The sequence below is a fragment of the Streptomyces cellostaticus genome, assembly GCF_001513965.1.
GTDB lineage: Bacteria > Actinomycetota > Actinomycetes > Streptomycetales > Streptomycetaceae > Streptomyces > Streptomyces cellostaticus.
In genome coordinates, this window is the sequence record NZ_KQ948017.1 from 103657 (window position 1) to 119074 (window position 15418).

Consider the following 15418-nt stretch of genomic DNA (forward strand, 5'->3'; position numbering starts at 1 on the left):
CCGGGGACGGCCGCCCGTACCAGGGCATCTCACTGTGGCCAGATTAGTCATCTGACGGACGTTCGAACGCCGCGATACTCAGGGCTGGGCAATCCGCCCCAAACTCCCGCCTTCGGAGGCACCTGATGTCTCAGCCCAGTGCTCCCACGACCGCAGTGCTCGACGCCTGGTTGTCGGGGGCCGAGAGCGCCTACGGCCGGCTCAACCCCGCCGGGCCGCTCTACGTCGGCGGCACCGCCGCCGAGGCCGCACTCACCGACCCGAGCGACTCCCTGTACGGCTTCTGTTCCAGCCCGAGCGGGTCGCACGGCAGCTGGTGCTGCTGATCCGCTGTTGCGCCTTGAAGTTCGTACGGCCTGAGCGCGGTGGACTGCTGCTCACGCAGTTCCACCGCGCTCCTTCTCCGTGCGCCCGGCAGGGCGCGAACGTGCGGCGAACGGGAGGGTGAACGGTGAGCGGTTCGGTGCCGGAGGGCGGGAGCGAGTCGGAATGGTTCGCAGGGCCGGTACGAAGCCTTGCCCGTCCATGGCGGGAGGAGCTGGCCCGGCGTCTGGCCGCCGTCGACGCTCTGCATCCGGAGGAACGGGACGCTGTTCTGGAGGCCGGCCACACCGCGCTGCTCAGGTCACTGCACGCCAAACTCTCCCGCCTGTTCCTGATCGAACTGCACGCGCTGCGCATGGCCGGGGGTGCAGAGCCCGGCGCCGAGCGTGCGGGGGCGGGCTCCGACACGCAGACGTGGGCCGCGTTCATCGAGCTGGCGGGCGAGGAGGGCTATCTCGACAAGCTGACCGGCAGGTATCCGAGTGTCGGTGCGCGGATCGCATCGGTGGCGCGGTTGTCGGTGGCGGCGACGACCACCTTCGCAGAACGGCTCGCCGCGGACCGTGCACTGCTGCGGCCGCTGCTCGCAGGACCCGCGGGGCGGATGGGTGCCGTGGCGTTCGGGGCCGGTGACAGCCATCGGGGCGGTCTCACGGTCAGCCGGGTCGACTTCGCCGACGCGCGCGTCATGTACAAGCCACGGCCGTCGGAGGCCGACGTGGCTCTGGGCGCGCTGCTGGACGAGTTGTTCGCGGACTTCCCCGGTGCCCCCGCGACGGACGAGCGCATCCGGGTGCCGCGGACACTGGCGCGCGAGGGCTACGGCTGGGCCGAATTCGTCCACCATCGCTACTGCGCCGACGACACCGAACTGGCTGCCTTCTACCGCAATATGGGGCACTGGCTGGCCGTCCTCCGCTTCTGCGGCGGCACCGACATGCACGCCGAGAACATGATCGCCACGGGCCCGGTACCGGTGATCGTGGACGCCGAGACGCTCTTCGACGCCCCGGCGCCCTTCCCGCCCAGCGGCCGGGGCGACGCGGTGGACGTGGCGGCAGCCGCCATCCGCCGTACGGTGCTGCGCACCGGGCTGCTGCCGGTACGCGGCACCGGCTTCGCCCTCGGCGGGGTGGACATCTCCGGTGTGGGGGCACTGCCCGGCCAGCAGCCGCTGATCCCGAGCCCGGTGATCGCGGACGGCGGCACCGCGGCCGCCCGCTTCCAGGTGGACCTGGTGACGATGCCCACCGCGGCCAACCACCCCAGCCCCACCCCCGTGCTGAGCGCGTACTGGGACCGGATCCTGGCCGGTTTCCGCGAGATGACCGCGCACCTGCGCCGGCCCGGCGTCGACCCGTACCGGCTGCTGTCCCGCTTCGAAGGCGCCCGGGCCCGGCGGATCCTGCGGCCGACGCAGGCATACGTCGACATCGGCCGGATGCTGTGGCACCCCGCGTCGTTGCACGACGAGGCGGCGGCCGTCGAGCGGGCCCGGGACATCCTGCGGCGCAATGCCGAGGTGCTGCCGGGCGCGCCGACGGACCGCGCGGCCATCGATGCCGAGATCGCGGACCTCCTGGCCGGGGACGTACCGATGTCCGGTTTCACCGTGGACCCGACCGCCGTACGGAACACGGTCGAGGACTGGCGCACCGCCGACTTCGCGCTGGAGGAGTCGGTGATCCAGGACGCGCTGGTGGGCGCGTACCTCAATGAGCGTTCGCTGCCCGCGCGGGTGCAGGCCGCCGCCCGCGACCCGCACGGCGGGGACCGGGAGCGGCGCCGCCGCGCGCTGGCCGCGCAGCTGGTGCGGCGGCTGTGCGACGGGGCGGTGCGCGGCGAGGACGGTACGGTCACCTGGATCAGCCCCGTCTTCACTCCTGCGGGGTGGTCGATCAGGGTGCTGCCCGCCGATCTCTACACCGGGCAGGGCGGGGTGGCGCTGACGCTGGCCGAGTACGTTGCCGAGGCGCGGGCCGGCCGGGCGGACGAGGTTCCCGGCGTGGCCGAGGCCTTCGAGGGCGCGCTGCGTGTGCTGATCAGCACCGAGGACCGGACACCGACGCCGTCGGCCGGGGCGTTCAGCGGTGCCGCGTCGCAGGTGTGGACGTGGCTGGCGCTGCACCGGGTGCTCGGTGAGGACTGGCTGCGCGAGCGGGCCGCCGGGAGGGCGCTGCTGCTCGAAGGCCCACTGGTCGACGACGACGTGGAGGTGGACCTCCTCAACGGGGCGGCCGGCGGCATCGTCCCGCTGCTCAATCTGGCGGCGGCGACCGGGCAGGACCGCTGGCTGGGCGCTGCCGCGCACATCGGGCGCCGGCTGGCCGGGGGTGCCACGGTCGATGCCCGTGGTGCCCGCTGGACGACCCGGCTCAACCCCGAGGGCATCGGCGGCTTCGCGCATGGCACGACCGGCATCGGCTGGGCGCTGGCTCGGCTCGCCCTCAGCGAGGCGGGTTCCGCGGCCGAACGGCGCGACTGGAACCAGTTGGCCGAACTGGCCTTTGCCTACCAGGAGTCCCTCTGGCAACCCGAGCACGGCAACTGGCTCGATGTCCGCATCGGCGCCGAGGAGGACTTCTTCACCAGCTGGTGCCACGGCAGCGCGGGGATCGGCATCGGCATGCTCGACCTCCACCGGCGCACCGGCGATCCCGCCCGTCTCGACACGGCCCACCGCGCCGCGCGTGCCTGCGCGGCCGAGGGCTTCGGCTGGAGTCACACGCTGTGCCACGGCGACCTCGGCCTCTGGCAGTTCCTCACGTCCTTGGACTTCGGCGATCCCGGCGGCCTGGACGGTGAGATCCTCACGAGCCTCGAGCAGCGCGGCCCGGTCGGCGGGCTGGCCCGCGAGGCGTTCTCCCCCAGCCTCATGTCGGGTCTGTCAGGGGTCGTCCACACCTTGCTCCGCATGCACCGCGCGGCCCGTCTGCCCGATCCCCTCCTCCTCGACTGACCGCCGCGCCCGCCGGCCGGCAGATCACTGGCCGGCGGCGGCTCTCCGCTGCGCCTGGTCGAACTCGTTCACAGGGTCGCCGGCGGTCTGCCAGGGCCAGGCGGTGACGACGCCACCGAGTGCCTCGAAGACCGAACGGGCTTCGTGGCGCCGGTCGGCGGCCATCAGCGCGTAGGCGAGGACGTTGAGGTCGGCGAGGGCCTTGGCATGACGGAGGAATCCCGGCTGCACCCAGGTGTGGACCACGCGGTCCAGGGCCTGGGCCGCCATCGCGTGGGACCAGTGATTCCGAGCCACCAGCGCTTCGAAGCCGCCCCGGCCGAGGACGGAGTGGTACTGGAAGACCTGGGCGGTGAGTTCCGTCGCCGCGCAGGGCATGTTGGCGGGCATACGAGCGCACAGGGCGTCCACGAACTCCAGGACCTGGATGCGCGACCCCGCTTCTTCGGGGGTGAGATAGCCCAGCATGCTGAGGTAGGCCTCGCGGTTCCAGCGGTCGCGCGCGAGCACCTCGTTCCACACGCCGAACACCTGCGGCTGCTCCCAGCGTTCCAGGCGTGCTGCCCCGAGGACGACCACCCAGGCAGTGGGGTCTTCCGGGGCGAGTTCGGCGGCCCGAAGACAGCTGTCGACGACGTCGGCCGTGTCTTCCAGCCCTCCCTGGGAGCGGCCGCGTGCCAGCTGCGTCCACGCGTGCAGCACGAGTGCGCTCGCGTTGCGCGGCTCACGCGTGGCCCAGGAGCGCGGCAGATGCGATCCGGCCAGGAATTCCGCGAGGACGCCCATGCGGTGCGCCCGGCGGTCCCAGTCACCCGGGTCCTGGTCCAGAAGACGGGAGATCTGCGCCACGCACAAGTCCGTCGTCGCGATCGTTCCCGTCCTCGTGGTCGCCAGCAGGGACTTCAGCAGCTTGCCCAGATCCTGGTCGTCGAGCTCCGGGGCAAGGCGTGATCTTTTGCGGCGACTGGAAAGAAATGCCATGGACGGAGGCTAAAGGGGACGAGGAATCACACAAGGCCTGAGCCAAGATCGTTATGGATTACACGTCTCACCTGGGGTTACTTGCTCGTACCGCGAGACAGGAGCAACTGCGGCTCAGGCCGTGCCGAACCATGCCCGAGCGAGCGAAGACAGCGTTCCTTCGGCAGGTACGCCCAGTTCCCTCAGGTACCAGGGGAGGTTGCTGTACACGTGCAGCAACGTGTACGCGAGCAGTTCGGACGGCTCGAAGGTGTGGCCGTACGCCCCGGCGAGCCGGGCCAGCAGGTCCGGTTCGCCGCGCGTGACGAACAGGCCGACGCCCACGAAATCGTACGCGCGGTCGCCGATCATGGCCGGTTCGAAGTCGAAGAGCCCGGTCAGGCGCCATCCCTCGGGGTCGACGAGGAAGTGCTGCTGCATGACCTCGGTGTGCAGCAGGGAACGGTGCGGGGCGCGCGGCAGCGGGGCCGAGGCGAGGAAGTCCGGGATCTGCTCCAGCCAGGCGGCAGGCAGTCCGTGGGCGCGCTGCTGTGCCACGGCACCGGCACCCTGGCGGTCCAGGAAGGCGCCCCAGTCGCCGGGGCCGAGCACGTCTTCGAGGGGATCGGGGCTGAGGGAGTGCAGCGCCGCCAGGGTCTCACCGACTTCGGTGACGAGCCGCTCACGACGGCTGCGCGGCACCCGGCCCCAGGCGCGGGCCAGGTTCTCGCCACGCAGGCGGGACATCAGGACGTACTGCCAGCCGTTCTCGTAGGCGCCGACGTCCCGCACCTGCGGTGTCGGTACCGGCAGGCGCCCCTGAATGTGGGCGAGGACGCGCCCTTCGGCGACGCCCTCCTGCGCGGCGGCTGCGGGGAACAGCTTGAGTACGTGCTCGTCACCCACCGCGTAGACCGGCTGCGACCCGTCCGGGAACCGAGTCAGCGGGGCATCGGCGAGACCCAGGCGTGTGCAGAGGTCCTCCACTCCGGGGCGCATCACCGTGTCGTCGGGGACGACCGCGTCCCACTCCTCGTCCGTTTCCACCGGAGGCAGCATGATCGGGACGGTAGGCGACCGGTTTCCGGCCGGCAACGGAATTTGAGGCCCCCGGGCCCGATGCGGCCCGATGGGGTGCCGTCTGCCCACCCCGACGGTCGCCGACTCCACCGAACGCTGTCCCGGCTGGTGAATCCCGAGGACCAGCGTGCCGGGCCGGCGTGTCAGCGCCGGTCCGGATCCACGCGGCCGCGCGGTGTCCGCGCGGGCCTCGGTCAGGTGCCGACGTAGGCCGCGAGGTGCTCGCCGGTGAGGGTGGAGCGGGCGGCGACGAGGTCGGCGGGTGTGCCCTCGAAGACGATCCGGCCGCCGTCGTGGCCGGCGCCGGGGCCGAGGTCGATGATCCAGTCGGCGTGCGCCATGACTGCTTGGTGGTGCTCTACGACGATGACCGACTTGCCGGAGTCCACGAGTCGGTCGAGCAGGCCGAGCAGCTGCGCGACGTCGGCGAGGTGGAGGCCCGTGGTCGGCTCGTCGAGGACGTAGACGCCGCCCCTGTCTCCCATGTGGGTGGCCAGCTTGAGCCGCTGCCGCTCGCCGCCGGAGAGCGTGGTGAGCGGCTGGCCGAGGGTGAGGTAGCCGAGCCCGACGTCGGCGAGGCGTTCGAGGATCTTGTGCGCGGCCGGCGTGCGCGCCTCGCCGGTGCCGAAGAACTCCACGGCCTCGTCCACCGGCATCGCGAGCACCTCGCTGATGTCGCGGCCACCGAGGTGGTAGTCGAGGACCGATGCCTGGAACCGCTTCCCCTCGCACTCCTCGCAGGGCGTGGCGACGCCGGCCATCATCGCCAGGTCGGTGTAGATGACGCCGGCGCCGTTGCAGGTGGGGCAGGCGCCTTCGGAGTTGGCGCTGAACAGCGCCGGCTTCACGCCGTTGGCCTTCGCGAACGCCTTGCGGATCGGGTCGAGCAGTCCGGAGTACGTCGCCGGGTTGCTGCGCCGCGAGCCTCGGATCGCGCCCTGGTCGACCGACACCACACCCGCGCCGGCGGGGATCGACCCGTGCACGAGCGAGCTCTTGCCGGAGCCTGCGACGCCGGTGATGACGGTCAGCACACCGAGCGGGATGTCGACGTCGACGTCACGCAGGTTGTGCGCCGTCGCGCCACGGATCTCCAGCGTGCCGGTGGGCTTGCGCACCGTCTCCTTGGCAGTGGCCCGGTCGTCGAGGTGCCGGCCGGTGATGGTGCCGCCGGCCCGCAGCCCCTCGACGGTGCCCTCGAAGCAGACGGTGCCGCCCGCCGTACCGGCGCCGGGGCCGAGGTCGACCACGTGGTCGGCGATCGCGATCACCTCCGGCTTGTGCTCCACGACGAGCACCGTGTTGCCCTTGTCGCGCAGCCGCAGCAGCAGGTCGTTCATCCGCTGGATGTCATGGGGGTGCAGGCCGATGGTGGGTTCGTCGAAGACGTAGGTGACGTCGGTCAGCGAGGAGCCGAGGTGGCGGATCATCTTGGTGCGCTGCGCCTCGCCACCCGACAGCGTGCCCGCCGGCCGTTCGAGCGCGAGGTAGCCGAGGCCGATCTCCACGAACGAGTCGAGGGTGTGCTGCAGCGCGGTGAGCAGCGGCGCGACCGACGGCTCGGCGAGGCCGCGGACCCAGGCGGCCAGGTCGCTGATCTGCATCGCACAGGCGTCGGCGATGCTGATCCCCTTGATCTTGGACGACCGGGCGCCCTCGTTGAGCCGGGTGCCGTCGCAGTCGGGGCAGACGGTGAAGGTGACCGCCCGCTCCACGAACGTCCGGATGTGCGGCTGCATCGCCTCCTTGTCCTTGGAGAGCATCGACTTCTGGATCCGCGGGACCAGTCCCTCGTAGGTCATGTTGATGCCCGCGATCTTCATCCTGGTCGGCTCGCGGTGGAGGAAGTCGTGCAGCTCCTTCTTGGTGAACTTGCGGATCGGCTTGTCCGGGTCGAAGAAGCCGGACTCGCTGTAGAGCCGGGAGTTCCAGCCACCCCCCGTGTAGCCGGGGACGGTGATCGCGCCCTCGGCGAGCGACTTGGTGTCGTCGTAGAGCTGGGTGAGGTCGAGATCGGTGACGGTGCCCCGGCCTTCGCAGCGCGGACACATGCCGCCGGTGATGCTGAAGCTGCGACGCTCCTTCACGGTCTGTCCGGCGCGCTCGACGGTGACCGCACCCGCTCCGCTGATCGAGGCGACGTTGAAGGAGAACGCCTGAGGCGAGCCGATGTGCGGCATCCCGAGCCGGCTGAAGAGGATGCGCAGCATCGCGTGGGCGTCGGTGGCGGTGCCGACCGTGGAGCGGGGGTCGGCGCCCATCCGCTGCTGGTCGACGATGATCGCGGTCGTCAGCCCGTCGAGTACGTCGACCTCGGGCCGTGCCAGCGTCGGCATGAAGCCCTGCACGAAGGCGCTGTACGTCTCGTTGATCAGCCGCTGCGACTCGGCGGCGATCGTGTCGAACACCAGCGAGCTCTTGCCCGAGCCGGACACGCCGGTGAACACCGTCAGCCTGCGCTTGGGGATCTCGATGCTGACGTCCTTGAGATTGTTCTCGCGCGCGCCGTGCACGCGGATCAGATCGTGGCTGTCGGCAACGTGCAGCGCAGACGACTGCGTGTCCGTCCTCGTGGCCATGCTTATCGTGTCTCCATCTGTCGGGCGGGAGACCTGTGCGGTCTCCGTCGGCATTGCCTGGCTCGGTCTGACCCGATTCGAACAATACGGCGGGCGCATGTCCGTGACGGTCACGCTAGCGGCGGCTCGATGACAGCGCTTCTCGATTCCTGACCGATCCGCTCATCTGCGGCTCAGTGGACGGAGAACCCGCCGTCGACGAAGATCGACTGTCCGGTGACGTAGGCGGATGCGCGGCCGGCGAGGAACACGGCCGCGCCCGCGAAGTCCTCGGCCAGCCCGTTGCGCCCGATCAGCGTGCGCGCGGCCAGCGCCGCCACCTTCTCGGGGTCGGACGACAGCCGTGCGTTGAGCGGCGTCATCACGAAGCCCGGCACGAGGGTGTTGCAGGTGACGCCATGGGGTGACCATGCCTCGGCCTGGGAGCGGGCCAACGACTCCAGCGCCCCCTTGGACACGCCGTAGACACCGCTCTGCACAAAGGCCCGGTGCGCCTGCTGGGAGGTGATGTGGATGATCCGGCCGAAGCCCCGCTCGGCCATGCCGGGTCCGAACCTCTGCCCCAACAGGAAGGGTGCCTCCAGGTTCAGGGCCATGGTGGTGTCCCACACGTCCTCGCCCAACTCGCTCATCGGCGGCCTCAGGTTGACCCCGGCGCAGTTCACGAGGATGTCGGGCTCCCCGAATGAGCCGACCGCCTCCTCGGCCGCCGCATGCACGCCGTCGCGGGTGCTCAGGTCGGCGCTGACCCAGGCCGCCCGGCAGCCCTCGGCTGTCAGCTCGTCGACCGTGGCCGCCAGCTCCGCCTCCTTGCGTGCCACGACCACCACACGCGCCCCGGCGCGCGCCAGTGCCCCGGTGATGGCCCGGCCGATGCCGGAACTGCCGCCGGTCACGACGGCGACACGGCCGTCCAGCGAGAAGAGTTCGGAGAGGTAAGCCTGCGAGTTCATGCCCGAAGCGTAGACGGCACGTTGACGAACCATCCCTGTAGGGCCGGGTGTCCTCTGGGGGCTCATCGCAGGCTGTGCGCCGCGGCCGGGGCAATGAGGGCGGCCGGGTCGTGGGAGGAGTTGCGGGCGGCGATGGAGCCGTCGGGGGTCGGCAGCCGCTGGACCATGCCGAAGTAGAGACCGAGGGCGGAGAACGGTGTGACCGCCTGGATCGCCGAGGGAGGAGCGGACCGTCGTCCGGCAGTGCCTTGCCGGCCCGCATGATGGTCTGGCAGGCGCGGCGCACGTCCTGGCGCAGGTCGTGGTGCAGCACCGCGGACAGGCGGCGCTCGAGAACCCAGATCGCACCGGGTGGCGTCGAGGCCGTCGCTGTCGGATCACGCCCGGGGGCTATCCCTTCCCCACTCTGGGACACCCGCAGGTGGGCACGCCAACGGTCGGCGCGCCCACCCGTTCACCGCACTGAATCTGCGGCAGCCGTTCGTTCCTTCGAAGCGCGAAGGCTCGTGACGGTGGTGATCGCGAGGACCAGGACGATGAACCCCAGCGAGAAGGGGATGCTGATCTCCGGGACGTGGACACCGGACTCGTGCAGTGCGTGCAGCACCAGCTTGACGCCGATGAACCCGAGGCTGATCGACAGGCCGTAGGAGAGGTGGACCAGCTTCTTCAGCAGGCCGCCGATGACCGGTCCGCGACGCCGAAGCGGCGCTCCACGGCCTTCAGCAACTTGCTTTCCTCGTACTCCTCCTCGTGCTGCCCCTTGCGGGCATCCTCGATCAGCTTCCAGGCAGTCCAGATCAGAAAGGCGCCGAAGAGGTAGAACACCCACGAGAACGTGGAGATGATCGCCGCACCGGCCGCGATGAATGCGGCACGCAGGACGAGGGCGGTGAGGACTCCCACCATCAGCACCCGCTGCTGGTACTGCGAGGGCACCGCGAACTTGGACATGATGAGGACGAAGACGAAGAGGTTGTCGACGCTCAGCGACTTCTCGGTGATGTACCCGGCGAAGAACTCGCCGGCCGGACCCGTACCGCCGTACCAGAACAGCCCGAGTCCGAACAGACAGGCGAGAACCACCCGGACGACCGTCCAGACCCCGGCCTCCTTGACCGAGACGTCGTGGGGTTTGCGGCCGATGAGGAAATCCACGGGTCGCCGCCGGTTATCCAATCCCCTGCAACTGCGCGAACTCCGCGTGCCCCTCTGAGGTACCGCGGGGAAACTCACCCGGTGAGCCGGACGAGCCGCCCATCCGTCATCGTTCGTGACCGGGCACGCCAAAGGCCGGGCCTGGCATCCGGCCCGGCCCAGCCACGAACGAGGTCCTCCCAACCGGCCTTGACCACACCTTGGCCGGCCGGACCCATCTCTCAGGCGCTCTTGGGGAATGCAGCGCGCAGCTTGGAACCGTTGATGGTGAAACCAGCCACGGCAAGGGGAACGGCACACACGGCCTGCATCACGGCGAACCACGGCGGGCAGATACCGGGGATCATGTCGACGCCGACGATCGCGATCGGCAGGACGGTCGAGATGATACGGATACGCACATAGGCCGAACGCTCGCCCCGTGAAGCGTTGCCGGTCAGCCAGTAGAGCACCACGGCACTCGCGAACACGGCGCACGAACGGCCCCACACGAACCCGACTTCCTTGTGCCCGGCGACCGAAAGCCCGATGACCGTGGCCAGGACGATGGCGTCGAATACGCCGTAGATCACGGCGAGCCTCTTCACCTTGCTGAACGCTTCCTGGATCTCAGGGTTGTTGAGATAAGCCGTCTCGGCCGTGGTGCGGTTGGTGGTAGCCATGTCCTTCTTCTTTCCGTGTCGTCGTGCTATCGACACTACGAAGCGCGGGAGTGGCGCGGTATGGGCCTGGACATACGGGTGGGTGGGGCCAGACCCACTCGTGGGCCGAACCGGCAGAATTCAGACTTCCTGCAGCACACAGAGGTAACAGCAGACTCCAAGGTGCACCATCGCCATGACCGTTCTCGTCACCGGCAGCCGCGGCACCGATGCGTTCGCCGCTATCCCTCGGACACTCTGAGGCGCATACGAACGTAGTCCGCGCCACCTGGACCGGGCTGATGGTGTCCGTCCGGCTCCCATCCGTGCCGGGCGTAGAAGGCTTGGCCTCGGCTGTTGCGCTCCCATGCTTCCAGTACGCCCGCGCGCAGTGACGCGTCCTGTCGTCGGATCGAACGGCGCGCATCCAGCTCTCCCGCCGACTGGAGCGCACCTCGGGGGAAGTGAGCTCCACATCTGGCAGCCCACCTGCCTGGTAGTACGCCGTGCGGGCCAGGGTATGCAGGTCAGTGATCCTGTCCACGTCGTCAAGATCCGCAGTCCGTAAGAGCGTCCGAGAAGTCGTCACGATCCGAGGTTTCCCTCTCAGATGCCAGTGCCGGAAACAGGTACGCAAAAGAGCAACAGCCTGACGGGCCAAGCGCATCGGCCGCCCGCGTCGCCTGGTGCGCGAGGCCGAAGGCCCAAACGCCCGCGTTTCGTCACGGGCGGCGGAGCTTGACGGCCAGGAAGTGGGGCTGCCTGTGTGTCTTGTCGTATCGGCGGGGATCGACCAGCCGTGCCTGCTGCGTGGCGCGTGGTTCCGCCAGTTCTTCCAGCACGAACCCCGCACCAAGGAGCTCGCCGAGGAACTTTTCCAGCGTCATCCGCCAGTAGCTGAGGGCGAACCCGTCACCGAAGGGAAGTTCCACACGCTCATCGGCGAAGTAGGAACCGCCGAAGTAGGTCCAGTCACTGGTGGGATGGGTCGTGGAGACCAGGAGAGTTCCGCCGGGCCGCAGAACGCGCCGAACCTCCGCGAGTAGCTGCGCGCGTGCGTTGATGTGGTGGTAGACGAGGGCCATCAAAGCCAGGTCGAACGACTGGTCCTTCAGGAAGGCCAGCGGTTCTTCCAGGTCGTGGTGGTGCAGGACAGCTCTGTCTGCGAGCCGCTCCTGCGCGGCCTGGAGCAGGGTCTCGCTCCCCTCGACGCCGACCACTTGCCCGGCCCTCAGACTCAGCAGTTCGGCGGCGTAGTGGCCGGCCCCGCATCCAAGATCCAGAACACGTAGGCCGCTCACGTCACCGGCAAGCCTGAGCATGGCGGGCCGGTCGGTGTGGGCGTTGTAGGCACTGCCGGTGGCCTGAAGAGCGAACTGCCTGCCCATTTCACCGTGATACGCGGTCTCGGCTGTCATGGGGGCATCCTTGCAGGAGCCATCACTGCTCACCACGCAGTTCTGTTCAACGCGTTGGCCCCGCGTACCCGGGAGGCTGCTCCTCTGCGGTCGGTTCCTTGAACCACTTGGCAGGCATGGACAGCATCTGCTGCATCGCCGTCCAGGCCGACACCTCGATCTCGATTCCAAGCACATGCTTGAGGTACGGGTGGACGGGATTCCAATTCCAAGCATGTCTTTGGAATCTGGTGCTTCAGAGCCGTCCGACGCACAGGCAGGCACCCCGTCGATCACCTGCCGGTGATCCCGCCACGGTCGCCCCTTCCCTGCGCATCTGGCAGCAGCGGCGCTGTCCGCCCCCTACGCCGTATCCGTCAGCTCACCCAGGCCCACCGCAAGATTGACTCTTGGCCTTGACTAAACGGCGGTGATTTCCACATCTCCGGAGGATGCCTTGGCAGTCAAGGTGGCCGTGGCGGACGGATCGTTGGGGACCTTGACCTCACGCTTGCCCGAGGTGGTGGCCACGGCGACCTTGTACGTGCCGCCGGGGACCTTCAGCGTCATGCTGCCGGATCCGGTGTCCGTCGTGACCGACCGGGGCGCCTTCCTGAAGTCGAGGTGGGCGGTACCCGAGGAGGAGCGGACGTCGGCGCTCGGACCACTGAGCCCCGAGCCGGTGATGCTGCCCGAGGACGTCTCGACCTTCAGCGGGCCGGAGATCTCCTCGGCGCGCACGTCGCCGGAGCTGGTCTGGATATCGGCGGCCGCGACGCCGGCCACGGTGATCCGGCCACTGCTGTTGCTCAGCTTGACCTTGGCGGAGGTGGGGACTGTGAGCTCGTAGTCGATGTAGCAGTTGTCGCAGCCGTTGGTGAAGGTGAGCACCCCGTCGTTGACCTGCTCGGTGGGCTTGGGCCTGGCGCTGTCGCGATAGTGGATCGTGCGGTGGATGGTGACGCCCGGTCCGTTCCCGGTCTTGATGTCGATGGAGCCGCGCCGGGCGCCGGTCACCTCAATCGAAGTGACGGCCTCCTTGACCGTGGTGTCTGCGGTGGTGCTCTTCAGACCGCCATCCGCGTCGGAACAACCCGTCAGCAAAAGACCGACGCTCAGTGCTGCGGGCAAGAGGGCTAAGCGGCGGTCGATGGTCATGGTGCTCCTCTGCATCGAAGATCCTTGGCATGGCCTTGGCACGATATCCAGCTGACCGGTCCGTTCACACGGGGGAGAACCCCCTCATCAGTCACCGATGGGCCATGCAACCGCGCCCCGTCCATCGTCACTGGGACCGAACAAGCTGGAGCCGATACGGCCGGCCTGAACGATTCGTCCTCGCATCAAGGCGGCCGACCACCGTTCAACCGACGAGAAACCCCCGGCCAAGATGGGGTGTTCCTCCACTGTCCTCAGGCTGGGGGCGCACACAGACTGCCAGTCATGACGAATCAAGGGCCGCCCGCCGGGCCGGGCGCCGCAGCGGAAGCAGTGGCGCGACCGCTGATCCCAGGGTCCCGGGACGCGGGTGCGCCCACGGATGCCGCCGGCCGGCCTGTGCGCACCGTCCGCGCTGCACACGGTGCGACCGGCTCCCTGGCCCGCCGCGTCGCCGCCGAGGCGGTCGGGACGGGGCTGCTCGTGGCGGTGGCCGTCGGCTCCGGGATCCAGGCCGCCCAGCTGTCGCACGACGCCGGTGTGCAGTTGCTGGCCGCCTCACTCGCTGCGGTGTTCGGTCTGGGCGTGCTGATCGCGCTGCTGGGGCCGGTGTCCGGGGCGCACCTCAACCCCGCCGTCACCCTCTCCACCTGGTACGCCGGCCGGCGCCACGGCCCCGGACCGACCCTGCGTGAGGTCGCCGCGTACATACCGGCGCAGGTGGCCGGGGCGATCGGCGGCTCGATCCTGGCCGACGCCATGTTCGCGCGGCCGCTGGTGAGGCTCTCCACCCACGAGCGGTCTGCCGGCCACCTCTGGCTGGGCGAGGTCGTCGCCACCGCCGGGCTGATCCTGCTCGTCCTCGGCCTGGAGCGCACCGGCCGTGCCCGGCTGGCGCCGATCGCCGTGGCCTCCTACATCGGAGCCGCCTACTGGTTCACCTCCTCGACCTCCTTCGCCAACCCCGCGATGACCATCGGCCGCGCCCTCACCGACACCCCGGCCGGGATCGCCCCCGCCTCCCTCGTCCCGTTCATCGCGGCCCAGCTGATCGGGGCCGCACTCGGGCTGGGCGCCGTGGCGGTGCTGTACGGGCGCCCCGCGCACCGCGAGGGAGACGGCACGACACCTGTGACCGGCCCCTGATCAGTCGGTGCCCTCGGCCGACGCCGGGCATCCGCTTCCGTGACCGCGGTGAGCAGGCATCGCGTCGTGGGGCTCACCCCTGCGATGCCCCAAGCGCCACCGCGCGGCCGAAACGCATCGAAGGTTTCCGGACAGCGAATGAGAATATGTCCCACTTCGGGGCACCAGGAAGGAAGAACCATTCCCTCAGCAGGAGGCGCACCATGATCGCCCTCGGCATCATCCTGCTCATCGTCGGATTCGTGACCGGCATATCCATCCTGTGGACCATCGGCGTCATCCTGGTGGTGATCGGCGCGATCTTCTGGATCCTGGGCTCCATGGGTCACGCAGTCGCCGGCCGCCGTCACTATTGGTGAGCAGGTGAGCGACCCGGCCGGGACCGACGCGGGACCTGGCGGGATTTCCCCTATCCGAACTGGCCGGGCTGGTAGTCGCCGGCGGGCTGCTGGACGATCACGTTCAAGCGGTTGTAGGTGTTGATGAGAGCGATGAGGGAGACCAGGGCGGCGAGCTGGTCCTCGTCGTAGTGCTTGGCGGCATTGGCCCACGCCTCGTCCGTGACGCCGCCGGCCGCGTCGGCGATGCGGGTGCCCTGTTCGGTCAGTTCCAGGGCAGCGCGCTCGGCGTCACTGAAGACCTGTGCCTCTCGCCAGGCCGCGACCAGGTTGAGGCGAACCGAGGTCTCCCCGGCCTGCGCGGCATCCTTGGTGTGCATGTCGGTACAGAAGCCGCAGCCGTTGATCTGGCTCGCGCGGATCTTCACCAGTTCCTGCGTGGCGGCCGGCAACGTCGAGTCCGAGATCGGCTTGGCCGCCGAGTTGAGGTGCTTCAGGAACTTGCCTGCGACCGGGTTACCGAAGAGGTTCAGACGAGCATCCATGGTGACTCCTATGCCGTTGCTGTTGGCTACACCCCTCTGACGGAACAGCCCGGAGGGGTGTGACAGCAGCAAGTGTGACGTGCGCCACGTGACGGAGACGGCAGGCGGCGCGAGTGTCCGGTGTTCAAGTGCGGCCGTTGACATGCCTCCAGGCCTGTAACTAATTTATTAAAACCTTTC

12 protein-coding genes and 2 pseudogenes are annotated in these 15418 nt (G+C 69.3%); 4 read left to right on the top strand and 10 right to left on the bottom strand.

Features of this window, described 5'->3' with window-relative positions; translation table 11 throughout:
- The first annotated feature begins 125 nt into the window (after window positions 1-125).
- Window positions 126-326 carry a DUF6229 family protein gene (locus tag AQI88_RS07685; RefSeq protein ID WP_066994009.1) on the top strand — a complete coding sequence of 67 codons (201 nt, stop codon included), beginning with the start codon at window positions 126-128 and terminating at the stop codon, window positions 324-326.
- A gap of 125 nt (window positions 327-451) precedes the next feature.
- A complete protein-coding gene (locus AQI88_RS07690; RefSeq protein ID WP_208615735.1) occupies window positions 452-3283 on the top strand; it encodes a type 2 lanthipeptide synthetase LanM family protein in 2832 nt (943 codons plus the stop codon).
- A 24-nt stretch (window positions 3284-3307) separates the two neighbouring features.
- Here AQI88_RS07690 and AQI88_RS07695 read toward each other — a convergent pair whose 3' ends face one another.
- The 9 genes and pseudogenes from AQI88_RS07695 to AQI88_RS07730 all read right to left on the bottom strand — a co-directional run bounded on the left by AQI88_RS07695 (window position 3308) and on the right by AQI88_RS07730 (window position 13224).
- Window positions 3308-4264, bottom strand: a complete 957-nt coding sequence (locus AQI88_RS07695; protein ID WP_066994012.1) for a hypothetical protein — start codon at window positions 4262-4264, stop codon at window positions 3308-3310.
- Window positions 4265-4378: 114 nt separating this feature from the next.
- Window positions 4379-5302 carry an aminoglycoside phosphotransferase family protein gene (locus tag AQI88_RS07700; RefSeq protein ID WP_066994014.1) on the bottom strand — a complete coding sequence of 308 codons (924 nt, stop codon included), beginning with the start codon at window positions 5300-5302 and terminating at the stop codon, window positions 4379-4381.
- A gap of 215 nt (window positions 5303-5517) precedes the next feature.
- Complete coding sequence (locus AQI88_RS07705) at window positions 5518-7902, bottom strand: ATP-binding cassette domain-containing protein (RefSeq protein WP_066994017.1); 2385 nt, start codon at window positions 7900-7902, stop codon at window positions 5518-5520.
- Between the two features lie 173 nt (window positions 7903-8075).
- Complete coding sequence (locus AQI88_RS07710) at window positions 8076-8855, bottom strand: SDR family NAD(P)-dependent oxidoreductase (RefSeq protein WP_066994020.1); 780 nt, start codon at window positions 8853-8855, stop codon at window positions 8076-8078.
- Window positions 8856-9043: 188 nt separating this feature from the next.
- A pseudogene (locus tag AQI88_RS47520) lies at window positions 9044-9186 on the bottom strand (LacI family transcriptional regulator); the annotation flags it as partial.
- A gap of 123 nt (window positions 9187-9309) precedes the next feature.
- Window positions 9310-10034, bottom strand: a pseudogene (locus AQI88_RS07715) (TerC family protein).
- Between the two features lie 200 nt (window positions 10035-10234).
- Entirely contained in the window at window positions 10235-10675 is a 441-nt protein-coding gene (locus AQI88_RS07720) for a hypothetical protein (protein ID WP_066994023.1), read from the bottom strand.
- A gap of 701 nt (window positions 10676-11376) precedes the next feature.
- On the bottom strand, window positions 11377-12072 hold the full coding sequence (locus AQI88_RS07725) for a class I SAM-dependent methyltransferase (protein ID WP_066994026.1): 696 nt from the start codon (window positions 12070-12072) through the stop codon (window positions 11377-11379).
- 399 nt (window positions 12073-12471) lie between these two features.
- Window positions 12472-13224, bottom strand: a complete 753-nt coding sequence (locus AQI88_RS07730; RefSeq protein ID WP_066994029.1) for a DUF4097 family beta strand repeat-containing protein — start codon at window positions 13222-13224, stop codon at window positions 12472-12474.
- 270 nt (window positions 13225-13494) lie between these two features.
- Here AQI88_RS07730 and AQI88_RS07735 point away from each other — a divergent pair, with 270 nt between their 5' ends.
- Together AQI88_RS07735 and AQI88_RS46555 are read left to right on the top strand one after the other, a co-directional pair.
- The gene (locus AQI88_RS07735) at window positions 13495-14355 is read left to right on the top strand and encodes an aquaporin (protein ID WP_079057449.1); all 861 of its coding nucleotides are present in this window, start codon (window positions 13495-13497) and stop codon (window positions 14353-14355) included.
- A 203-nt stretch (window positions 14356-14558) separates the two neighbouring features.
- The gene (locus AQI88_RS46555) at window positions 14559-14714 is read left to right on the top strand and encodes a DUF6131 family protein (protein ID WP_167357449.1); all 156 of its coding nucleotides are present in this window, start codon (window positions 14559-14561) and stop codon (window positions 14712-14714) included.
- 50 nt (window positions 14715-14764) lie between these two features.
- Here AQI88_RS46555 and AQI88_RS07740 read toward each other — a convergent pair whose 3' ends face one another.
- Complete coding sequence (locus tag AQI88_RS07740) at window positions 14765-15238, bottom strand: carboxymuconolactone decarboxylase family protein (protein ID WP_066994032.1); 474 nt, start codon at window positions 15236-15238, stop codon at window positions 14765-14767.
- Between the last annotated feature and the right edge of the window lie 180 nt (window positions 15239-15418).